At 65.9% G+C, this 20,660-nt stretch carries 21 protein-coding genes and 1 tRNA gene; 5 read left to right on the forward strand and 17 right to left on the reverse strand.

The window, feature by feature from the left end; all coding sequences use genetic code 11:
* Positions 1 to 78 precede the first annotated feature (78 nt).
* A complete protein-coding gene (locus UUA_RS13500; protein WP_008437800.1) occupies positions 79 to 444 on the forward strand; it encodes a PsiF family protein in 366 nt (121 codons plus the stop codon).
* A 112-nt stretch (positions 445 to 556) separates the two neighbouring features.
* Positions 557 to 1,201, forward strand: a complete 645-nt coding sequence (gene upp / locus UUA_RS13505; protein ID WP_008437805.1) for a uracil phosphoribosyltransferase — start codon at positions 557 to 559, stop codon at positions 1,199 to 1,201.
* Positions 1,202 to 1,313: 112 nt separating this feature from the next.
* On the opposite strand, the gene pip is transcribed toward upp, so the two are convergent.
* Complete coding sequence (pip, locus tag UUA_RS13510; protein WP_008437816.1) at positions 1,314 to 2,273, reverse strand: prolyl aminopeptidase; 960 nt, start codon at positions 2,271 to 2,273, stop codon at positions 1,314 to 1,316.
* A 63-nt stretch (positions 2,274 to 2,336) separates the two neighbouring features.
* Positions 2,337 to 3,728: an FAD-binding oxidoreductase gene (locus tag UUA_RS13515; protein ID WP_008437818.1), complete on the reverse strand. Its 1,392-nt coding sequence runs from the start codon at positions 3,726 to 3,728 to the stop codon at positions 2,337 to 2,339.
* A 114-nt stretch (positions 3,729 to 3,842) separates the two neighbouring features.
* On the opposite strand from UUA_RS13515, the gene serA reads away from it, so the two are divergent.
* Complete coding sequence (gene serA, locus UUA_RS13520) at positions 3,843 to 5,075, forward strand: phosphoglycerate dehydrogenase (protein WP_008437819.1); 1,233 nt, start codon at positions 3,843 to 3,845, stop codon at positions 5,073 to 5,075.
* Between the two features lie 118 nt (positions 5,076 to 5,193).
* Here the strand turns inward: serA and UUA_RS19840 are convergent, their stop codons facing one another.
* The 12 genes from UUA_RS19840 to thrS form a co-directional block, all read right to left on the reverse strand.
* Complete coding sequence (locus tag UUA_RS19840) at positions 5,194 to 5,370, reverse strand: hypothetical protein (protein WP_167316987.1); 177 nt, start codon at positions 5,368 to 5,370, stop codon at positions 5,194 to 5,196.
* Positions 5,370 to 5,684 (reverse strand): zeta toxin family protein, encoded by a 315-nt coding sequence (locus tag UUA_RS20325; RefSeq protein ID WP_425476913.1) that lies wholly within the window; start codon positions 5,682 to 5,684, stop codon positions 5,370 to 5,372. The genes UUA_RS19840 and UUA_RS20325 overlap by 1 nt, the downstream gene beginning before the upstream one ends.
* The gene (locus UUA_RS19895; RefSeq protein WP_008437821.1) at positions 5,623 to 6,084 is read right to left on the reverse strand and encodes a zeta toxin family protein; all 462 of its coding nucleotides are present in this window, start codon (positions 6,082 to 6,084) and stop codon (positions 5,623 to 5,625) included. Before UUA_RS19895 ends, UUA_RS20325 begins: the two co-directional genes overlap by 62 nt.
* 216 nt (positions 6,085 to 6,300) lie before the next feature.
* Positions 6,301 to 6,377: transfer RNA gene (locus tag UUA_RS13525), tRNA-Pro, on the reverse strand.
* A gap of 55 nt (positions 6,378 to 6,432) precedes the next feature.
* The gene (locus tag UUA_RS13530; protein WP_007512073.1) at positions 6,433 to 6,789 is read right to left on the reverse strand and encodes a MerR family transcriptional regulator; all 357 of its coding nucleotides are present in this window, start codon (positions 6,787 to 6,789) and stop codon (positions 6,433 to 6,435) included.
* A complete protein-coding gene (ihfA, locus tag UUA_RS13535) occupies positions 6,770 to 7,069 on the reverse strand; it encodes an integration host factor subunit alpha (protein WP_007512071.1) in 300 nt (99 codons plus the stop codon). The genes UUA_RS13530 and ihfA overlap by 20 nt, the downstream gene beginning before the upstream one ends.
* A 1-nt stretch (position 7,070) precedes the next feature.
* Positions 7,071 to 9,449 carry a phenylalanine--tRNA ligase subunit beta gene (gene pheT / locus UUA_RS13540; protein WP_008437824.1) on the reverse strand — a complete coding sequence of 793 codons (2,379 nt, stop codon included), beginning with the start codon at positions 9,447 to 9,449 and terminating at the stop codon, positions 7,071 to 7,073.
* A gap of 98 nt (positions 9,450 to 9,547) precedes the next feature.
* The gene (pheS, locus tag UUA_RS13545) at positions 9,548 to 10,558 is read right to left on the reverse strand and encodes a phenylalanine--tRNA ligase subunit alpha (protein WP_008437825.1); all 1,011 of its coding nucleotides are present in this window, start codon (positions 10,556 to 10,558) and stop codon (positions 9,548 to 9,550) included.
* A gap of 140 nt (positions 10,559 to 10,698) precedes the next feature.
* On the reverse strand, positions 10,699 to 11,058 hold the full coding sequence (rplT, locus tag UUA_RS13550) for a 50S ribosomal protein L20 (protein WP_008437827.1): 360 nt from the start codon (positions 11,056 to 11,058) through the stop codon (positions 10,699 to 10,701).
* Between the two features lie 11 nt (positions 11,059 to 11,069).
* A complete protein-coding gene (rpmI, locus tag UUA_RS13555; RefSeq protein WP_008437828.1) occupies positions 11,070 to 11,267 on the reverse strand; it encodes a 50S ribosomal protein L35 in 198 nt (65 codons plus the stop codon).
* 356 nt (positions 11,268 to 11,623) lie between these two features.
* Entirely contained in the window at positions 11,624 to 12,148 is a 525-nt protein-coding gene (gene infC, locus UUA_RS13560; protein WP_304412458.1) for a translation initiation factor IF-3, read from the reverse strand.
* A 44-nt stretch (positions 12,149 to 12,192) separates the two neighbouring features.
* Positions 12,193 to 14,094, reverse strand: a complete 1,902-nt coding sequence (gene thrS, locus UUA_RS13565; protein ID WP_008437830.1) for a threonine--tRNA ligase — start codon at positions 14,092 to 14,094, stop codon at positions 12,193 to 12,195.
* Between the two features lie 259 nt (positions 14,095 to 14,353).
* On the opposite strand from thrS, the gene UUA_RS13570 reads away from it, so the two are divergent.
* Positions 14,354 to 15,361, forward strand: coding sequence for an NAD-dependent epimerase (locus UUA_RS13570; protein ID WP_008437832.1), 1,008 nt, complete (start codon positions 14,354 to 14,356; stop codon positions 15,359 to 15,361).
* Between the two features lie 12 nt (positions 15,362 to 15,373).
* On the opposite strand, the gene UUA_RS13575 is transcribed toward UUA_RS13570, so the two are convergent.
* From UUA_RS13575 to map, 3 genes are all read right to left on the reverse strand, one after another.
* Complete coding sequence (locus UUA_RS13575; RefSeq protein WP_008437834.1) at positions 15,374 to 15,823, reverse strand: CopD family protein; 450 nt, start codon at positions 15,821 to 15,823, stop codon at positions 15,374 to 15,376.
* Between the two features lie 61 nt (positions 15,824 to 15,884).
* Complete coding sequence (gene glnD, locus UUA_RS13580) at positions 15,885 to 18,518, reverse strand: [protein-PII] uridylyltransferase (protein WP_039954090.1); 2,634 nt, start codon at positions 18,516 to 18,518, stop codon at positions 15,885 to 15,887.
* Between the two features lie 102 nt (positions 18,519 to 18,620).
* On the reverse strand, positions 18,621 to 19,385 hold the full coding sequence (gene map, locus UUA_RS13585; RefSeq protein ID WP_008437837.1) for a type I methionyl aminopeptidase: 765 nt from the start codon (positions 19,383 to 19,385) through the stop codon (positions 18,621 to 18,623).
* 312 nt (positions 19,386 to 19,697) lie between these two features.
* Here map and rpsB point away from each other — a divergent pair, with 312 nt between their 5' ends.
* Positions 19,698 to 20,570 (forward strand): 30S ribosomal protein S2, encoded by an 873-nt coding sequence (gene rpsB, locus UUA_RS13590; RefSeq protein WP_008437840.1) that lies wholly within the window; start codon positions 19,698 to 19,700, stop codon positions 20,568 to 20,570.
* The last annotated feature ends 90 nt before the right edge of the window (positions 20,571 to 20,660 follow it).

The following is a 20,660-nucleotide window of genomic DNA, read 5'->3' on the forward strand; positions in this document are numbered from 1 at the left end:
ACCCACTCCCGCCGCAGTGGCCGCCGGGCATAGACTGCCCGCGCCGGCGCTCGCCGGTCACCTAGGGAGGGTTCAACGATGTCGATGTCACTTCGTCTGCTTGCCGTCAGTGCCGCCCTGGCTTTCGCCGGTGCCGCCTTCGCAGCCACGCCGCAAGCCAGCGCCGCCGCTGCTCCGGCCACCAAGCCACACACGGCGCAGCAGCAGCGCATGGTCGATTGCAACAAGCAGGCCACCGGCAAGAAAGGGGCCGAACGCAAGACCTTCATGAGCACCTGCCTGAAAGGTGGCAGTGCCGCAGCGGCCGCCGCACCCACGGCGAAACAGGCCCAGCAGGAAAAGATGAAGACCTGCAACACCGACGCCACCGCCAAGGGGCCCAAGGGCGCGGACCGCAAGACCTTCATGAGCAGCTGCCTGAAGGGCAACGCCGCCACACCGTAAGACCTCCTGCAACTCCGGCCCCGTCGACGCGCCCGTTCCTGCGTGCGCCGGCGGGGCCGCTTCGCTAAGCTCCCGACTGTCGCGCCCGCGCCGCCCGGAAAGACAGTCATCCATGAAGATCGTCGAAGTGCGCCACCCGCTGATCCAGCACAAGCTCGGCCTGATGCGCCGTGCCGGCATCAGCACCAAGGAGTTCCGCGAGCTGGCCTCCGAGGTCGCCGCGCTGCTCACCTACGAGGCCACCAAGGACCTGGAAACCGTCGAGGAAGAAATCGAGGGCTGGGCCGGGCCGCTGCAGGTGCACCGGATCAAGGGCAGGAAGATCACCATCGTGCCGATTCTGCGCGCCGGCCTGGGCATGCTGCCAGGCGTGCTCGACCTGATTCCCGCAGCCAAGGTCAGCGTGGTCGGCCTGCAGCGCAACGAGCGGACGCTGAAGCCGACCACCTACTACGAGAAGCTCAGCGGGCGCATGGACGAGCGCATCGCGCTGATCGTCGACCCTATGCTGGCCACCGCCGGCACCCTGATCGCCACCGTCGACATGCTCAAGGCGGCCGGCTGCAAACGCATCAAGGGGCTGTTCCTGGTCGCCGCGCCTGAAGGCCTCGAGCGCATCACCGCCGCCCATCCCGACGTCGAGATCTACACCGCCGCAATCGACCAGCGCCTCAACGAACGCGGCTACATCCTGCCCGGCCTCGGCGACGCCGGCGACAAGATCTTCGGCACCAAGCAGTTGCCGGCGAACGACTGACCGACACGAGCCGCGGAGCCCGCTTGCGGGCGATGCTCTCGTCCCGGGATTCGATGACGATCAAGGCAGGAGCATCGCCCGCAAGCGGGCTCCTACACCGTCATGGCTCGCCTCACCGGCCGAAGCGGTCGGTCGCCTCGATCAGCTCATGCACGTTGCCGGGTTCGAACGCCGAATGGCCGGCATCCTGCACGATGCGCAGCTCGGCCTCGGGCCACGCCCGATGCAGGTCCCATGCGCTGCGCAACGGGCAGACCACGTCGTAGCGGCCCTGCACGATCACCGCCGGGATGTGGCGGACGCGCCCGACGTTGCGCAGTAGCTGGTCGTCGTGCTCGAAGAAGCCGCCGTTGACGAAGTAATGGCACTCGATGCGCGCGAACGCCAACGCGAACTCATCCTCGCCGCTGGATTCGATGTGCGACTCGTCCTGCCACAGGAAGCTGGTGGCGCCCTCCCATACTGACCAGGCACGTGCCGCGTCGGTACGCGTCTTCGCATCGGTGCTGGTCAGGCGGCGGTGGTACGCGCTCATCAGGTCGCCGCGTTCGACCTCGGGGATCGCGTTGAGATAGGTCTCCCACGCATCCGGGTACAGCGCGTCGCAGCCCTTCTGGTAGAACCACTCCAGCTCCCAGCGGCGCAGCATGAAGATGCCGCGCAGCACCAGTTCGGTGACCTTGTCCGGGTGTGTCTGCGCATACGCCAGCGCCAGCGTGGAGCCCCACGAACCGCCGAATACCTGCCAGCGATCGATCGCCAGGTGCTCGCGCACGCGCTCGATGTCGGCGACCAGATCCCAGGTGGTGTTGTCGGTCAGTTCCGCGTGCGGCGTGGACTGGCCGCAGCCGCGCTGGTCGAACAGCACGATGCGGTAGATCGCCGGGTCGAAGAAGCGCCGGCATTTCGGATTGGTGCCGCCGCCCGGGCCGCCATGCAGGAACACCACCGGCTTGCCGTTCGGGTTGCCGCTCTGCTCGTAGTACAGCGTGTGCAACGGAGATACCGGCAGGAAGCTGCTGTCGAACGGCTCGATTTCGGGATACAGCGAACGCAGCGGCGACGACGACATGACAGCTCCTCGGGGTCGACAAACAAGCCGCCAAGACTAGCACGGGCGCGGCCTGCCGGGCCTTCAGTCGTCCGCGAACAGCTTGCCGGGATTGAGGATGCCGTTGGGATCGAATACCTGGCGCACGCCGCGCATCAACGCGATTTCTGCCGCGCTGCGGGTGCTTTCCAGGTAGGCCCGCTTGACCAGGCCGATGCCGTGCTCGGCCGAGATGCTGCCGCCGTGGCGCTGCAGCGTCACTGCCAGCAGTTTGGTGACGTGTTCGCACTGGGCGATGAACGCGTCCTCCGCCAGGCCGTCTGGACGCAGCACGTTGATGTGCAGGTTGCCGTCGCCGATGTGGCCGAACCAGACCACCTCGGCCTGCGGATACTCGCGCGCCAGCAACGCCTGCATCTCGTGCAGGAACGCCGGCACCGCGCTGATCCGCACCGACACGTCGTTCTTGTACGGCCGCCGCGGCGCCAGGCTCTCGGTGATGCCCTCGCGCAGCCGCCACAGCGCGGCGGCCTGCGCTTCGCTCTGCGCGATCACGCCGTCGCTGATCCAGCCTTCCGTCATGCCCTGCTCGAACGCGGTCAGCGCGGCCTCCTGCTGGTGCTCGTCGGCCGCATCGAATTCAGTCACCACGTAGTAGGGATGATCGCCGTCGATGGCGCGCTGCGCGCCGTGCGCCAGCACGTGCCGCAACGCATGGTCGGTGAAGAACTCGAACGCCTGCAGGACGAGCCGCGCGCGGAACAGTGCGAACACCTGCATCAGCGCATCCATGTCCGGCAGCGCCAGCAGCATCACCTGCGACGGCGGCGGCGGCTCGGTGAGCTTCAGCGTGGCTTCGATCACGATGCCCAGCGTCCCCTCCGAACCGATCATCAACTGGCGGAAATCGTAGCCGCTGGAGTTCTTGATCAGCCCGCGGTTCAGGTCCAGCAGTTCGCCGTTGCCGGCTACCACCTTCAAGCCGGCGATCCACTCGCGTGTATTGCCGTAGCGGATCACCCGGATGCCGCCGGCGTTGGTGGCGATATTGCCGCCGATCGAGCACGAGCCGCGCGCGGCGAAATCGACCGGGTAGACCAGGCCGCGCTCGCGCGCCGCTTCGTGCACGTGCTGCAGGATCATGCCCGGCTGCACGGTGAGCGTGCGGTCGACCGCGTCGAAATCCAGCACCCGGTTCATCCGCTCCAGGCTCAGCACCAGCTCGCCGTTTGCGGCCACCGCGCCGCCGGACAGGCCGGTGCGTCCGCCGGACGGCACGATCGCCACGCGCTGCTCGTTCGCCCAGCGCACGATGGCCTGCACCTCTTCGGCGCTGGTCGGCAGCACGATGGCCAGCGGAGCCGGCGTCCAGCGGCGGGTCCAGTCGCGGCCGTAATGCTCCAGCTCGGCGGGCGCGGTGAGCACGCGCAGCTCCGGCAACCGGCGGGACAATTCGGCAAGGCGTGGGTCGGACATGCTTGGGCTCCTGGGCGTTCCCGCAGCCTGCCAGCCGCTTCGCCCCGCGTCCAGTGCTGCAGTGCCGCAAATCTGGCATAGTGGACAACAACGCCACTCGACCCGGAACGACGCATGCAGACCTCCTACCCCCGCCAGGACATCAAGGTATTGCTGCTGGAGGGCGTCAGCGCCAGTGCGGTCGACAACTTCCGCCGCGCCGGCTACAGCCAGGTCGAGCTGCACGCGAAGTCGCTGCCGGAAGACGAACTGAAGGCGCGCATCGCCGACGCGCACATCGTCGGCATCCGCTCGCGCACCCAGCTTACCGCCGAGGTGCTGGCCCAGGCCAAGCGGCTGATCGCGGTGGGCTGCTTCTGCATCGGCACCAACCAGGTGGATCTGGGCGCCGCGCGCAGGCTCGGCGTGCCGGTGTTCAACGCGCCCTACTCCAACACCCGCAGCGTGGCCGAGCTGGTGATCGCCGAGGCGATCATGCTGCTACGCGGCATTCCGCAGAAAAACGCGCAGTGCCATCGCGGCGGCTGGTCCAAGTCGGCCAGCGGCAGCTACGAGACGCGCGACAAGGTGCTCGGCATCGTCGGCTACGGCCACATCGGCACCCAGGTCGGCGTGCTGGCCGAGAGCATGGGCATGCGGGTGATCTTCCACGACATCGAGACCAAGCTGGCGCTCGGCAACGCACGCGCCGTGTCCAGCCTGGACGAGCTGCTGGAACGCGCCGACGTGGTCACCCTGCACGTGCCGGAAACCCCTGCCACCCAGATGATGATCCGCCGCGAGCAACTGGCAAAGATGCGCGCCGGCGCGATGCTGATCAACGCCTCGCGCGGCAGCGTGGTGGACATCGACGCGCTGGCCGCCGTGCTGCGCGCCGGCCACCTGGCCGGCGCCGCGGTCGACGTGTTCCCGACCGAGCCCAAGGGCAACGACGATCCGTTCGTCTCGCCGCTGGTCGGCCTGGACAACGTGATCCTGACACCGCACGTCGGCGGCAGCACGCTGGAGGCGCAGGACAACATCGGCATCGAGGTGGCCAGCAAGCTGGTCCGCTACAGCGACAACGGCTCTACCCTGTCGGCGGTGAACTTCCCCGAAGTGGCCCTGCCCGAACACCCGCACAGCCGCCGCCTGCTGCACATCCACCGCAACGTGCCGGGCACGCTGTCGCGCATCAACGAACTGTTCTCGGCCGGCAACATCAACATCGACGCGCAGTTCCTGCAGACCGACAGCGAGGTCGGCTACGTGGTGATCGACGTCAGCGCCGACGAGGCCCAGGCCAGCGAGCTGAAGGCGAAGCTGGCGGCAATCCCGGGCACGCTGCGCAGTCGGGTGTTGTATTAGGAACCCACTCCCTGCAGCGAAGTCACAAGCAGTCCGACACACAAGAGTGCGTTCGTGCTCAATCATGAGGCGAGGCACACAAGAAAAACCCCGCAGAAGCGGGGCTTTTCTTGCTGCATCAACCGCAGGCCTTTAAGAGGTGGCCTGTCGGAGCGCGCTTCACCACATCCTCTTGGCGTTTGGTCGCCTTGACGAGGACTTCGCGATATACCTTGTTCTTTTCGGATGAGGACGCGTTACGGATGAACTCCGCCATCGCGCTTCGCTCAACCTTTTTGGCGGTGAAGATACCCATTAGTCACTCACGTATTTCATGGTTGAAATGGCTACTCTCAAACGCTTTTCATCGTACGCTTCGGGTGCGTGGTGATCAACGTTCTGGATGTTCGCTTGGTAGGATCGATTTGATCCATCATTGTTCTTCAAAAGCAGGTCAATTTTGATATCGGCACCGTACTTCGCTTTTAAAGCGTTAACGACCCTTCGGGACTCAAAATATTGACTTATAAAGGTTTCCAGGTCAATACGACGCCCCTCGACGGCTTCCCTAGCGCAGACGAACTGCCAAGCCTGACACGGGTCCTGATACACATACAGAACCTGAACCACCCGCTTGTGCTGCAGCGATCGCTCTATGTTGTATCGAGCTTTGTTCCCGTTGGTCTAGCGTTCCGTCAAGTAGGAAGCTCTGGTCGTTGTCGAACACAAAGTCGATCATCTTGTCGACGATGATCGAGACCGCTGGCTGAAAGAGGTGGGCGTTGCCGCCGTTGTACATCGGAAATTCCGACCGCAGGTCGTCTGGGTCAATCCGAATGGTTGGCCCGACCGCATCGATAAGCTCGATCGACGCCTCAGTTTTACCGGCTCCTGGCGACCCCGCCATGAAGATCGAGACCGGATCCTTTTCAGGTGGGTACTGTTCTTTTGAACACAACCTTCGAGCAATGTTCTTCTTGTTTGCTTTCGCGAACGCGATGGCATCGCCTTTGATCTGGTCGTCTGTCATGGCATCTCTCCCTCCGGCCGATCCTAGCAGCGAGAGGCGCATCTAATACGCACCGCATTCCTGGCCCTCAGCGACCCAGCAGATCACCCTTGGCTCGCGTACCCCGAGCCATCCTACGGACTTGGAGGGACTCAATGGGGGTGCCGATGTAGACAACAAAAAACCGCGCCAGAGCGCGGTTTCAGTGACATTCCGGATTGTCTAGAGTAGTCCAATTGGTCGGGGCGGCCGGATTCGAACCGACGACCCTCTGCCCCCCAGGCAGATGCGCTACCAGGCTGCGCTACGCCCCGACGAAACGGTAATTCTAGCAGCTTGATGCCCGCCGCCGGAAGCGCGAATCGCGCTTCAGCGGCGCAGCAGGGTCAGCACTTCTTCCAGTTCCATCCGCACCTGGCGCACGATCTGGTGCGAGATGCTCGCTTCCATCCGCGCCTGCGGACCTTCCAGGCGCGCACGCGCACCGGTGATGGTGAAGCCCTCGTCGTACAGCAGCGAGCGGATCTGGCGGATCATCAGCACGTCGTGGCGCTGGTAGTAGCGGCGGTTGCCGCGGCGCTTGACCGGGTTGAGTGCAGGAAACTCCTGCTCCCAGTAGCGCAGCACGTGGGGCTTCACCCCGCACAACTCGCTGACTTCACCGATGGTGAAGTAGCGCTTGGCCGGGATGGCGGGCAGCTCGGTATTATTCCCTTGGTCCAGCATAGCCCTCGACTCTTACCTTGAGTTTCTGTCCCGGCCGGAACGTCACCACGCGCCGGGCGGAGATCGGAATCTCCTCGCCGGTCTTCGGGTTGCGCCCGGGCCGCTGGTTCTTCAGTCGCAGGTCAAAATTGCCGAAGCCGGACAACTTCACCTGTTCGCCGTTTTCCAGGGCTCCGCGGACCACCTCGAAATAGGCGTCCACGAACTCTTTCGCCTCGCGCTTGTTGAGGCCCACGTCGAGGAAAAGCCGCTCGGCCATTTCCGCCTTGGTCAGAGCCATCTCACCCTCGCAACTTTGCCTTGCATGATTGCTCCAACGCCGCTATGGCCTCGCGTACGCAACGGTCCGCGTCGTCGTCGGTAAGCGTGCGTGAAGCGTCCTGTAAAATCAAGCCCATAGCGAGACTTTTTCGGCCTGCTTCGACTCCCTTGCCGCTGTAGCGGTCAAACAGGCGCAGTTCCTTCAGGCGTTCGCCCAGCGTGCGGCGAACCGTCTGCTCGATTTGTGACCAGTGGACCGTTTCCGGCAGGTCCATGGCAAGGTCGCGGCGCACGGCCGGGAACCGGGGCACTGCCTGCGCCCGGGGCAGGCGGCGCGCCAGCAGCGGCTCCAGCGCCAGTTCCAGCACGTGCACGTCCGGGCCCAGGTCCAGCGCCCTGGCCAATTGCGGGTGCAGGGCGCCGAGGTGACCCACGGTGAGGCCATCGCGGGTTACCCGGGCACCGCGTCCCGGGTGCAGCCAACCCGGCAGGCCATCGGCATGCACCGACCAGCGCTGCGGCTCGCCGCCCCAGGCGATCAGTGCGTCCAGGTCGCCCTTGAGATCGAAGAAATCCAGCGCCCGCGACGGTTCGCCCCATTGCTCGGCACGAGCCTTGCCACAGGCCACGATGGCCAGGCTGGGCGTCTCGACCGGCGGATTGCCCTGCGCAAACACACGGGCGATTTCGAACAGCCGCACCCGTTCCTGCTGGCGTGCGCGGTTGTGACGCAGCGCCTCGATCAGCCCCGGCAGCAGCGCGGGCCGCATCACCGCCAGATCAGCCGAAAGCGGGTTGGCCAGCGGCACCAGTTGCCCGGTGAAGCCCCAGTCCGCCAGCAGCTCGGCCGCCACGAAGGACAGGTTGACGGCCTCGTAGTAGCCGCGCGCGGCCAACTGCTCGCGCAGCGCCAGTTCGTTGATGCGCGCCTCCGGCTCGATGGCCAGGGTCAGCGCGCCAGCCGGGGCAGCCGTGGGAATGTTGTCGTAGCCGAAAATGCGCGCGACTTCCTCGATCAGGTCCTCTTCGCACTCGATGTCGAAGCGGCTGCTAGGCGCGGTGACCTGCCAGCCGTCGGTCGTCGCCGCGACCTGCATGCCCAGCGCGGTGAAGATGCGCGCCACTTCGGCGTCGGCCACGTTCACGCCGAGCACGCGCTGCAGACGCGCACGGCGCAGGGCAACCGGAGCCGGCTTCGGCAGGTCGGCCGGATTCTCCGCCACCAGTACCGGGCCGGCCTTGCCGCCGGCGATTGCCAGCAGCAGCTCGCTGGCTCGCTCCAGCGCACGGCGCGGCAGTTCAGGGTCGACACCGCGCTCGAAGCGATGCGAGGCATCGGTGTGCAGGCCCAGCTTGCGCGCGCGGCCCATGATCGCGGCGGGTGCGAAATGCGCGGATTCCAGGAACACGTTGCGGGTGGCGTCGGTGACGCGCGAGTCGTGGCCACCCATCACGCCGGCCACGGCCAGCGCCTTCTTTTCGTCGGCGATCAGCACGAAGCTTTCGTCCAGTCTTGCCTCGTTGCCGTCGAGCAGCTTCAGCGTCTCGCCGCTGCGCGCGTGGCGCACCACGATATCGCCTTCGAGCGTGTCGTTGTCGAACGCATGCAGCGGCTGGCCCAGTTCCAGCATCACGTAGTTGGTGACGTCGACCACCGCGCCGATCGGACGCAGGCCCCCGCGGCGCAGCCGCTCGGCCAGCCACAGCGGCGAGCGCGCCATCGGGTCGATGCCTTCGATGATGCGGCCAAGGTAACGCGGCGCATCCCTGCCCGCTTCCAGGCGGATGCCGCGACGCGCATCGCCGGTCACCGGCACGCTTGCTGCTGCCGGCAGCTTCACCCTGCTGCCGAACAGCGCAGCCACGTCGTGCGCCAGGCCGACCATGCTCAGGCAATCAGGGCGGTTCGGGGTGAGCTTCAGCTCGAAGCTGGCATCCGGCAGACCAAGATAAGCAGCCAGCGGCTGGCCGACCGGCGCAGCGGCCGGCAGCTCCAGCAGGCCGGAGGCATCGGCGTCGATGCCCAGTTCCTTCGCCGAGCACAGCATGCCGAACGATTCCACGCCGCGCAGCTTGGCCGCCTTGATGGCGATGCCGCCCGGCAACTTTGCACCGACCGTCGCCAGCGGCACCTTGATGCCGACGCGCGCGTTGGGTGCGCCGCAGACGATCTGCAACGGATCGTTCTGCCCCGCATCGACCTTGCACACCTGCAGCCGGTCGGCCTGTGGGTGCTTTTCGGCGGCGACGATCTCGGCCACCACCACGCCGGCCAGGTTCTCGCCCAGCGGCGTGACTTCTTCCACTTCCAGCCCGGCCATGGTCAGCGCATGGGCCAGTTCGGCACGATCGGCCTGCACATCCACCAGTTCGCGCAGCCAGTTTTCGGAGAATTTCATGGTTGAAGTCCGGGAATAGGAAGTAGGAAATCGGGAATCGGAAGAGCGCAGGCCTGCGGCCTTTTGCTATTCCCTGTTCCCTATTCCCGATTCACTGCTCAGGCAAACTGCCTGAGGAAACGCAGATCGTTCTCGAAGAACGCGCGCAGGTCGGAAACGCCGTAGCGCAGCATCGCGAAACGTTCCACGCCGAGGCCGAACGCGAAGCCGGTGTAGCGCTCCGGGTCGATGCCGCAGTTCTTCAGCACGTTCGGATGCACCATGCCGCAGCCGAGCACTTCCAGCCAGCGGGTGGAGCCGTCCTCGGCGTCCCAGCGAATGTCCACCTCGGCCGACGGCTCGGTGAACGGGAAGTAGCTGGGGCGGAAGCGCATCTCGAAGTCTCGCTCGAAGAACGCGCGGATGAACTCGGCCAGCGTGCCCTTGAGGTCGGCGAAACTCGATGTCTCGTCGACCAGCAGACCCTCGATCTGGTGGAACATCGGCGAGTGGGTCTGGTCCGAGTCGCTGCGGTAGACCTTGCCCGGCGCGATGATGCGGATCGGCGGCTGGCGGCCGGCCATCGCGCGGATCTGCACCGGTGAGGTGTGCGTGCGCAGCAGGCGGCGGTCGTCGCTGCCTTCGCCAGCGACGTAGAAGGTATCGTGCATGGCGCGCGCCGGGTGGTGCGGCGGGAAGTTCAGAGCCTCGAAGTTGTGCCAGTCGTCCTCGATCTCCGGGCCGTCGGCGCGCTGGTAACCGAGCCGCGCGAAGATCGACGCGATACGCTCCAGCGCGCGGGTGATCGGATGGATGCCGCCGCGTTCGCCGTCGCGGCCCGGCAGCGAGATGTCGATCGTCTCGGAGGAAAGCCGGTGATCGAGCTCGGCCTGCTCCAGGCTCGCCTTGCGCGCCGCCAGCGCGCCGGCGAGGCGTTCCTTGACGAGGTTCACCTCGGCGCCGCGCGCCTTGCGCTCATCCTGCGCCAGCGCGCCGAGCGTCTTCAGCGCGGCGGTGACGATGCCGCTCTTGCCCAGCAGGCCGACGCGCAGCGCATCGAGCGCCTCCAGCGTGTCGGCCCTGTCGATGTCGGCCAGCGCCTGCGCGGCGCGGCTGTCAAGGTCATCCATCGATGCGGTTCCGTATGAAGTGCACAGAAACAAAAACGGGGAGAAGGCTTTGGCCTCCTCCCCGCGGACGTTCGCTCTTTTGAAGAGTGCGGCCATGGATGGCCGCGCTTGATCTTCGCGATCAAGGATGAGCGCACAGACTACGCCGCCAGACTGGCCTTCGCTTTCTCGGCGATCGCACCAAACGCCTTGATGTCGTGCACGGCGATATCAGCGAGAACCTTGCGGTCGACGGTGATGCCGGCCTTGGAGAGACCATTGATCAGGCGGCTGTAGGACAGCCCGAACATGCGCGCGGCGGCATTGATGCGCACGATCCACAGCGCGCGGAACTGGCGCTTGCGCTGCTTGCGGCCGATATAGGCGTACTGGCCGGCCTTGATGACGGCCTGGTTGGCAACGCGGAAGACCTTGCGGCGGGCGTTGTAGTAGCCCTTGGCGCGGCCGATGATTTTCTTGTGACGACGACGGGCGGTGACGCCACGCTTTACACGAGCCATGGTCTATCTCCTCACAAGTACGGCAGCATGCGAGCCACGCCCGGGGTGTCGCACGCCTTGAGGTGGTTCGGTGCACGGAGACCACGCTTCTGCTTGGTCGACTTCTTGGTCAGGATGTGCGACTTGAACGCGTGGCCGCACTTGATCTTGCCCGACGCGGTCTTGCGAAAACGCTTCGCTGCCGCCCGGTTGGTCTTGATCTTGGGCATGGGAATGCTCCTTGTATGAGGCTCACCCTGCGCGGGCAGCCCCGGTTTCTGACTGATCTGGCGGTGGCGTCGTCCCGGAGGACCTGGCCACGCTTTCCGTCCTGCCACGATCGGTGCACGACCCTTCCAGACGGGTCGAACCCGTAATTATAAGGGTTCAAAAAGCCAAACACCAGCACGAAATGCTGACGATGGCTTCCCCTCCCTTCGGCGACCGAAGGAAGTCTCCTTTGCGGGAGAAAGGACTGAGGTGAAGGTGCGGGGCTTGCCCCGCTCCAATCCAATAAGGCGGCTGCTCCGGGAGACACGGTGAAAGAGCATCGCCCGCGAGCGGACTCCTACCAAAGACGACCGGCTTACTTCTTCTTCGGCCCGATCATCATGACCATCTGACGCCCTTCCAGCCGCGGGAACGACTCGACCTGACCGTTGTCGCCGACGTCTTCCTGGATCTTCTTGGCCAGGTTCTGGCCGAGGTCCTGATGCGACATCTCGCGGCCACGGAAGCGGATGGTGACCTTGACTTTGTCGCCCTCTTCCAGGAAGCGAAGCATGTTGCGCAGCTTGATCTGGTAGTCGCCCACGTCCGTGACCGGACGGAACTTCACTTCCTTGATCTCGACCTGCTTCTGCTTCTTCTTGGCGGCCTGCGCCTTCTTCTGGGCTTCGAACTTGAACTTGCCGTAATCCATGATGCGGCAGACCGGCGGGTCGCCGTTCGGCTGGATCTCGACCAGATCCATGCCTGCTTCCTGCGCCAGGCTGAGCGCCTCGTCACGGCTGAGGATGCCGAGCTGTTCCGAGTCAGCGCCAATCACGCGCACACGCGGCACGCGGATTTCCAGGTTACGACGATTGCCCTTGTTGTCGGTGGTAGCGATACCACGATCCTCCAGAAGAAGTAATGAAACAGACCGCCCGGCGCTCAGCGCCGGATTTCGGTCTCCAGTCGTTCAACGAAGCCGGCCAGCGGCATGCTGCCCAGGTCCTCGCCGGAACGGGTACGTACAGAAACGGCACCCGTTTCCCTCTCACGATCACCGACCACGAGAAGATAAGGCACTTTCTGCAGCGTATGCTCGCGGATTTTATAGCCGACTTTCTCGTTGCGCAAATCCGATTGTACCCGGAAACCTTTGTCGACAAGGGCTTGCGTCACTTCCCGAACGTAATCGGCCTGCGCATCGGTGATATTGATCACCACCGCCTGCACCGGGGCCAGCCAGGGCGGCAGCAGGCCGGCGTGATGTTCGATCAGGATGCCGATGAAGCGCTCCATCGAGCCGACGATGGCCCGGTGCAGCATCACCGGATGCCGTTTCTGCGAGTGCTCATCCACGTATTCGGCGCCCAGCCGCTCGGGCATCATGAAATCGACCTGCATGGTGCCGACCTGCCAGTCGCGACCGATCGAATCCTTCATGTGGTACTCGATCTTGGGGCCGTAGAACGCGCCCTCGCCAGGCAGTTCGGTCCACTTCACCCCGGCAGCGGACAACGCGCCGCGCAGCGCCGCCTCGGCACGATCCCACACATCATCGTCGCCGATGCGCTTGTCCGGCCGCAGGGCCAGCGCAACATCGATGTCGTTGAAACCGAAGTCGGCATACACCTGCATGGCCTGGCGGTGGAACTCGGTGACTTCCGATTCAATCTGCTCGGGCGTGCAGAAGATGTGGCCATCATCCTGGGTGAACGCACGCACGCGCATGATGCCGTGCAACGCGCCGGACGGCTCGTTGCGGTGGCAGCCGCCGAATTCACCGTAGCGGATCGGCAGCTCGCGGTAGCTGTGCAGGCCGGTGTTGAACACCTGCACGTGGCCCGGGCAGTTCATCGGCTTCAGCGCGTAGGTGTGCTTCTCCGACTCGGTGAAGAACATGTTCTCGGCATAGTTGTCCCAATGGCCCGACTTCTTCCACAGCGACACGTCCAGCACCATCGGGCAGCGCACCTCCTGATAGCCACTCTTCCTGTACACGCCGCGCATGTACTGCTCGACCTGCTGCCAGATGGCCCAGCCGTTCGGATGCCAGAACACCATGCCCGGGCTTTCTTCCTGCTGGTGGAACAGGTCGAGCTGCTTGCCGATCTTGCGGTGGTCGCGTTTCTCGGCCTCCTCCAGCTGGTACAGGTAGGCCTTCAGGTCCTTGTCGTTGAGCCACGCTGTGCCATAGATGCGGCTGAGCATCGCGTTGTTCGAATCGCCGCGCCAGTACGCGCCTGCCACCTTCATCAGCTTGAACGAATGCAGCTTGCCGGTGTTCGGCACATGCGGGCCGCGACACAGGTCGGTGAACTCGCCCTGCGAATACAGCGACAGGTCCTGGTCGGCCGGAATGCCCTCGATGATCTCGGCCTTGTAGCTCTCGCCGATGCCGCGGAAGAACGCCACCGCCTCGTCGCGCGACTTCACGCTGCGCGTCACCGGCAGCTGCTCGTCGACGATCTTGTGCATCTCCGCCTCGATCTTCGGCAGGTCCTCGGGTGTGAACGGGCGCTCGTAGGCGAAGTCGTAATAGAAGCCGTTGTCGATCACCGGGCCGATCGTGACCTGCGCCCCCGGGAACAGCCGCTGCACGGCCTGGCCCATCAGGTGCGCGGTGGAGTGGCGCAGGATCTCCAGCGCCTCGGGGCTCTTCTCGGTGACGATCTGCAGGCTGGCGTCGTGCTCGATCGGGAAGCCGGCGTCGACCAGCCGGCCGTCGACCTTGCCGGCCAGCGTGGCCTTGGCCAGACCGGCGCCAATCGAGGCAGCCACGTCCTGCACGGTGACGGGATGATCAAACGGCTTCTTGCTGCCGTCGGGTAGCGTGATTTCAATCATGGGGCTTCTCTGGAAAAGCAAAAAAGGGCATGACGCCCTTTCTTTGATGACGAAGAAACGAAGGCGTGCGGACGGTCAGTAGTGGAAGCGGGTAGTTGCCATGTCGCACACTCGGCCAGCGCGCAGCGCGGGCCACCTCAGATCTCGTGGGTGATGCCGAGACGCTAGTTTAGCCCGGATGGCCTGTCAATCCACGCCCGACGCCACCGTGCCGGCCGGGCCCGACGATACAATGCCGCCGATCTTCCGAGGACACTCCATGCGCATCCTGGTCACCGGCACCGCCGGCTTCATCGGCGCCGCCCTGGCGCAGCGCCTGCTGGCGCGTGGCGACATGGTGCATGGCATCGACAACCACAACGACTACTACGACCCGGCGCTGAAGGAAGCCCGCCTGGCGCGTTTTGCCGGCCACCCGAACTACACCCATCAGCGCGCTGACCTGGCCGATGCGGGCGCGGTGAATCATGCGTTCACCACGTTCAGGCCGCAGCGCGTGGTGAACCTCGCCGCACAGGCCGGCGTGCGTCATTCGCTGCAGAACCCCCAGGCCTACGTGTCGAGCAACCTGGTCGGCTTCGTCAACATCCTCGAAGGCTGCCGCCACAGCGGCGTGGAGCACCTGGTCTACGCCTCGTCCAGTTCGGTCTACGGCGCGAACCGCAAGCTGCCGTTCGCGGTGGAAGACGCGGTCGACCACCCGGTCAGCCTATACGCGGCCAGCAAGAAGGCGAACGAGCTGATGGCGCACACCTACAGCCACCTGTTCGACTTACCCACCACTGGCCTGCGCTTCTTCACCGTGTATGGCCCGTGGGGCCGGCCGGACATGTCGCCAATGCTGTTCGCCGACCGGATCAGCCGCGGCGAGCCGATCGACGTATTCAACTTCGGCCACCACAGCCGCGACTTCACCTATATCGACGACATCGTCGAAGGTGTGATCCGCACGCTCGACCACCCGGCCGAAGCGGATCCGGCGTACAACCCCGAGCGGCCGAACCCCGGCACCTCGAACGCGCCGTACCGCGTCTACAACCTCGGCAACGACCAGCCGGTGCAGCTGCTGCGCTTCATCGAACTGCTGGAACAGAACTTCGGCCGCAGCGTGGAAAAACGCCTGCTGCCGATGCAACCCGGCGACGTGCCGGACACCTGGGCCGACGTGTCGGCACTGCGCCGCGACGTGGGCTACGCGCCGAACACGTCGATCGAGGATGGCGTGGCGAAATTCGTGGTGTGGTATCGGGAGTACTTCAACCGCTGAGCGTAGGAGCCCTCAAAACGGCTTGGCCAGCACCAGCCAGATCACCCCCAGCAGCAGCAGCACCGGCAGCTCGTTGAGCCAGCGCAGTGCGCGCGATGACGGCAGCGTGCCGCCCTTTTCGCTGCGCCTGAGCATGCGCCCGGCCCACACGAAGTACGCCAGCAGCACGGTCACCAGGACCAACTTGGCGTCGATCCAGTGCGTGCCGGCGGCCACGTTCGGCAACGTCTGCGGGAACACCCGCCAGCCCTGCCACAGCACCAGCCCGAACAAGAACGCCATGCCGAACATGTTGTGGCCGAACTTGTACAGCCGCCGCCCCATCAGCTGCAGCCGCGCCAGCACTGCCGGCTCGTGCGCCGCCTCGGCCATGTTCACCAGGATCCGCGGCAGGTAGAACACCGTGGCCATCCAGGCGATGACGAACAGCAGGTGCAGGGACTTGATCAGCAGGTAGGTCATGGCGAAACCGCATAGCCGCTGCGAGGCGCAGCGCCCGCGATGATAACGCGGCACCCGCCGCTCAATTCCGCGCCGGGCCGATCCGTTCCTGCAGCGCCTGCAGCAGGCGTTCCTGCAGCGCCTGATCGAGCGGCGCATCGTGGCGGTCGGTGAGCTGGAAGAAATCCTCCACCCGTTCGCCGAAGGTGGCGATGCGTGCATCATGCACGCGCACTCCGATAGCCAGCATCACCTGCGCCACCGCGGCCAGCAGGCCGGGACGATCGGCACCGACCAGCGCCAGCTGGGTGCGGTCGCCAGCGGCGTGGAAACTGATCTGCGGAGCCATCTGGAAATGCTTCTGGTGGCGCGACATGCCGCGCTTGCTCGGCTGCACGCCGGCCGACTGCGCCAGCGCACGCTGCAACCGTTGCTGCAGCTCCTCCGCCCGCGCCGCGCTCACCGGCTGCTGGCTGTCCGCGTCGAGCAACAACAGGGTGTCCAGCGCCATTCCGGTCGGCGAACTGAGGATGCGCGCCTCCACCACCGAGAAGCGCAAGCGATCCAGCACCGCGGTGATGGTGGCGAACAGGCCGTCGCGATCGGGCGTGTAGACGAACAGCTCGGTGCTGCCGCGCACCGACAACGGGTGCACCGCCACCAGCGGCAGCGCGCCGTGCGCCCGCAGGATCGCCGCGGTCTGCCAGGCGATCTGCTCGGGGCGGTGGCGCAGGAAGCTGAGCTGCGGAAAGTCGGCCCAGATTCGCGCCACGTCGGCTTCGGCATACCCCTCGTTCAGCAGCAGCGCCAGCGCGTACTCGGAGCATTCGCGCACGCGCGCGCCGATGTCGCGCGGCAGCTCCACGTCGCTGCGCAAGGCGTAGCGGGTACTGGTATACAGGTCGGCCAGCAGGCGGTCCTTCCAGCCGTTCCACAACCGTGGACTGGTGCCGATGATGTCGGCGATGGTCAACAGGTACAGCTGGCCAAGCCGTTCGCGATTGCCGACGACTTCCGCAAACCGGTGCACCACGTCCGGGTCGGTGATGTCCTGGCGCTGCGCGGTGGTGCTCATCAACAGGTGCCAGCGCACCAGCCAGGCAACCTGCTCGACGTCGCCGGGCGGCAGGCCCAGCCGGGTGCAGAAGGCGCGTGCATCCTGCTCGCCCAGCACCGAGTGGTCGCCGCCGCGACCCTTGGCGATGTCATGGAACAGCCCCGCCAGCAGCAGCACTTCCGGCACCGGCAGGCCGGCCCAGATTTCGCAGCCCAGCGGAAATTCGCGCTGCGCCGCCGGGTCGGCAAAGCGCGCCAGGTTGCGCAACACGCGCAAGGTGTGCTCGTCGACCGTGTAAACGTGGAACAGGTCGTACTGCATGCGCCCGAACACTTTGCCGAACGCGGGCAGGATCGCTGCCAGCAGGCCGTGCCGGTTCATCCGCCACAACGGCTCCACCGCCGGCGCGCCGCGGCGCAGCAGCCGCAGGAAGGCGGCCAGCACCTCGCCGTCCTCGGCCAGCGCATCGCCACGCGCGGCGGTGGCCTGGTGGATGCGACGCATGGTGTCGGCGCTGAAACCGACCACGCCGGGCTGATCCATCCGGGCGATGAAGATTTCCACCAGGGCGGCCGGGCGGCGCATGAACAACTGCGGGTCAACCGCCGCCAATCGCTTGCCGTAGCGCACGAAATCGGTGCCCACAGGCGCCGCTTCCTCTGGCGGTTCCAGCATTTCCTCGAAGCGCTCGGCCACCTGCACGCCAAGCCGCTCGACCTGGCTGGCGGCGCGGTAATAGCCCTGCATGAACTGCTCGACGCCCAGGTTCTTCGCGTGTTCGTCCTCGAAGCCCAGGCGCGCGGCCAGCGCACGTTGATAATCGAACAGCAGGCGCTCCTCGGGGCGCCCGGCCTCCAGGTGCAGCGCATAGCGGTAGCGGCGCAGCACCGCCTCGGACTGCTCCAGCACGGCCTGCTCGGCGGGATCGAGCAGGCCTTCGGCCACCATGTCGGCCAAGTCGTCCGCATGCGCCAGCCGCCGCCCCATCCAGCGCAGCGAGTCGAGCGTGCGCAGGCCGCCGGGGCCGTCCTTGAGGTTGGGCTCCAGGTTGTAGGCGGTATCGTCGTAGCGGGCGTGCCGCGCATTGCGCTCAGCCAGCCGGGCGGCCAGGTAGGCCGGCGCCGGCCACAGCGCCGGATCGTCGACGATGGCCTTGAGCCGTGCGTCGAACGCCGCATCGCCGGCCAGCCGGCGCGCATCCAGCAGGCTGGTGAACACGCTGGCGTCCTGCGCGGCCAGCGTGCGGCACTGCGCTGCATCGCGCACCGCGTGGCCGACCTTCAAGCCGATATCCCACAGCGTGGCGAAGAATTGCTCCAGCGCGCGCAGGCGTGCCTGCTCCGGTGCCTGCACCAGCGCCAGCAGGTCCACGTCCGAATACGGAAACAGCAGGCCGCGCCCGAAGCCGCCAACGGCGAACAACGCCGCTCCGGTCACCTCACCCAGGCAGGCAGTCCACACGTGCGCCACGACACGCGCCACCGCCTCGCCGCGCCGCCGCGCCAGTGCACTGGCATCGGCACCGTCGCGAAACGCCGTGGCCAGCGCGCGATCGACGTCGCCCAGCAGCTGCCGCAAAGCCTGCCGCGCCTCGGCCGAAACGCCGGAGCGCGGCACGGCCGTCGGCAGACGGGGCAAGGGCGGAGGCACGACGCTCATCGGGGAGGAAATCAGGGAATAGGAAATGGGGAAAGCCAGTCTGCCACGCCTCGGCGACACCGGCTCTTCCCATTCCCTATGCCCTATTCTCCACTCCCTCCATCAGGCATCCGGCCAGGGCGTGAGGATCTCGAAGCCGTCGTCGGTGACCGCGATGGTGTGTTCCCACTGCGCCGACAGCGAGTGGTCCTTGGTCACCACGGTCCAGCCGTCCGGCAACTGGCGGGTCTGCGGCTTGCCGGCGTTGATCATCGGCTCGATGGTGAAGGTCATGCCCTTTTTCAGTTCGACGCCGATGCCGGGCTTGCCGTAGTGCAGCACCTGCGGCTCGTCGTGGTAGACCTTGCCGATGCCGTGGCCGCAGTACTCGCGCACCACCGAGAAGCCGGCCGCCTCGGCGTGCTGCTGGATCGCATGGCCGATATCGCCCAGCGTGGCGCCCGGTCGCACCGCCTGGATACCGCACATCATTGCCTCGAACGTGGTGTCGACCAGTCGTTTGGCCAGCACCGAGGGCGTGCCGGCGATGTACATGCGGCTGGTGTCGCCGTGCCAGCCGTCCTTGATCACCGTGACGTCGAGGTTGACGATGTCGCCGTCCTTGAGCACCTTGCCCTCGTTCGGGATGCCGTGACAGATCACGTGATTGACCGAGGTGCACAGCGTCTTGGGGAAGCCGTGGTAGCCGACGTTGGCCGGGATCGCCTTCTGCACGTTGACGATATGCTCGTACGCGCGCCGGTCCAGTTCCTCGGTGGTGACGCCCGGTTTGATGTACTCCTTGAGCATCGCCAGCACTTCGGCGGCCAGCTTGCCGGCGACGCGCATGCCTTCGAGGTCGGCGGGGGATTTCAGGGTGATGGCCATGTGTTCCACTCATATGGCGGCAAAAGCTGCGGAAATCCAGCAACTTGCCGCACTGCCGGCGTACCGGCTACAATTTCGGAGTTTTGCAGGGCAGACGCGTCCGTTTGGACGGTCGGCCAGCGCAAAGCGAATGGGAATTGTAACCCTCCGCGGTACAACACCCAAACCAACGCCACACACGCATCGGCACCGCCTTCGGGGTGCCGCGCCTCGCCCGCCATAACACTGGGCCAGCCGCGGTCGAAGCCGGGGATGCGTGGAGGTCCCAACCCCCCGAGCCCTTCACCGGGCTCAACAATCGGAGTTACACCCATGGCCCAGGTCACCATGCGCCAGATGCTCGAAGCCGGCGTCCATTTCGGTCACCAGACCCGTTACTGGAACCCGAAGATGGCCCCGTACATCTTCGGCGCCCGCGGCAAGATCCACATCATCAACCTCGAAAAGACCCTGCCGCTGTTCACCGACGCGATGAACTTCCTGTCGGGCCTGGCGCAGAAGCGCGGCACCATTCTGTTCGTCGGCACCAAGCGCTCGGCGCGCGAGCCGCTGGCCGAAGAGGCCGCCCGCGCCGGCATGCCGTTCGTCACCTCGCGCTGGCTCGGCGGCATGCTGACCAACTTCCGCACCGTGAAGCAGTCGGTGTCGCGCCTGAAGGAGCTGGAAGCGGCCGAGACCGATGGCAGCTTCGAGAAGCTGGTCAAGCACGAAGTGCTGGCCCGCCGCCGCGAGCGCGACAAGCTGCAGGCCTCGCTGGGCGGCATCAAGGACATGAACCGCCTGCCCGACGCGCTGTTCGTGATCGACATCGGCCACGAGGACATCGCCGTGCAGGAAGCCAAGAAGCTCGGCATCCCGGTGATCGCGGTGGTCGACACCAACTACAACCCGGAGCTGGTCGACTACGCCATCCCGGGCAATGACGACGCGATCCGCGCGATCCAGCTGTACGCCCGTGCCGCCGCCGACTCGATCCTCGAAGGCAAGGCCGCCGCACCGGCCGCCGCCCAGGGCGACGCGAACGACTTCGTCGAGCTGGACGAGGAAGGCAACCCGGTCGCCAAGATCGACCGCAAGCCGGCCCCGCGCCGCGACGCCGCTCCGCGCAAGAGCGCCCCGCGCCGCGATGGCGGCCGTGACGGTGGCCGCGGCCCGCGCAACGACGGCGCGCCTGCCGCCAAGTAAGCGCGACGACAGCGGCTCACCACCGCCGTCGCCTCCGCCCGCGATAACCGCGCGGTGACGCTTGCCCGTCACCGCGCAACCAAAGCATTA

This window comes from Rhodanobacter thiooxydans LCS2, assembly GCF_000264375.1.
Lineage (GTDB): Bacteria > Pseudomonadota > Gammaproteobacteria > Xanthomonadales > Rhodanobacteraceae > Rhodanobacter > Rhodanobacter thiooxydans.

Bases quoted from the DNA above. Each gene is read 5' to 3' on its own strand.
- map (WP_008437837.1), bottom strand. From the start codon at position 19,385: ATGGCCATCACCCTGAAATCCCCCGCCGACCTCGAAGGCATGCGCGTC.
- glnD (WP_039954090.1), bottom strand. From the start codon at position 18,518: ATGAGCGTCGTGCCTCCGCCCTTGCCCCGTCTGCCGACGGCCGTGCCG.
- UUA_RS13570 (WP_008437832.1), top strand. From the start codon at position 14,354: ATGCGCATCCTGGTCACCGGCACCGCCGGCTTCATCGGCGCCGCCCTG.
- UUA_RS19895 (WP_008437821.1), bottom strand. From the start codon at position 6,084: ATGACAGACGACCAGATCAAAGGCGATGCCATCGCGTTCGCGAAAGCA.
- pheS (WP_008437825.1), bottom strand. From the start codon at position 10,558: ATGGATGACCTTGACAGCCGCGCCGCGCAGGCGCTGGCCGACATCGAC.
- pheT (WP_008437824.1), bottom strand. From the start codon at position 9,449: ATGAAATTCTCCGAAAACTGGCTGCGCGAACTGGTGGATGTGCAGGCC.
- UUA_RS13575 (WP_008437834.1), bottom strand. From the start codon at position 15,823: ATGACCTACCTGCTGATCAAGTCCCTGCACCTGCTGTTCGTCATCGCC.
- pip (WP_008437816.1), bottom strand. From the start codon at position 2,273: ATGTCGTCGTCGCCGCTGCGTTCGCTGTATCCCGAAATCGAGCCGTTC.
- upp (WP_008437805.1), top strand. From the start codon at position 557: ATGAAGATCGTCGAAGTGCGCCACCCGCTGATCCAGCACAAGCTCGGC.
- UUA_RS19840 (WP_167316987.1), bottom strand. From the start codon at position 5,370: ATGGGTATCTTCACCGCCAAAAAGGTTGAGCGAAGCGCGATGGCGGAG.
- rpsB (WP_008437840.1), top strand. From the start codon at position 19,698: ATGGCCCAGGTCACCATGCGCCAGATGCTCGAAGCCGGCGTCCATTTC.
- ihfA (WP_007512071.1), bottom strand. From the start codon at position 7,069: ATGGCTCTGACCAAGGCGGAAATGGCCGAGCGGCTTTTCCTCGACGTG.
- UUA_RS13530 (WP_007512073.1), bottom strand. From the start codon at position 6,789: ATGCTGGACCAAGGGAATAATACCGAGCTGCCCGCCATCCCGGCCAAG.
- UUA_RS13500 (WP_008437800.1), top strand. From the start codon at position 79: ATGTCGATGTCACTTCGTCTGCTTGCCGTCAGTGCCGCCCTGGCTTTC.
- rplT (WP_008437827.1), bottom strand. From the start codon at position 11,058: ATGGCTCGTGTAAAGCGTGGCGTCACCGCCCGTCGTCGTCACAAGAAA.
- serA (WP_008437819.1), top strand. From the start codon at position 3,843: ATGCAGACCTCCTACCCCCGCCAGGACATCAAGGTATTGCTGCTGGAG.
- rpmI (WP_008437828.1), bottom strand. From the start codon at position 11,267: ATGCCCAAGATCAAGACCAACCGGGCGGCAGCGAAGCGTTTTCGCAAG.
- thrS (WP_008437830.1), bottom strand. From the start codon at position 14,094: ATGATTGAAATCACGCTACCCGACGGCAGCAAGAAGCCGTTTGATCAT.
- UUA_RS13515 (WP_008437818.1), bottom strand. From the start codon at position 3,728: ATGTCCGACCCACGCCTTGCCGAATTGTCCCGCCGGTTGCCGGAGCTG.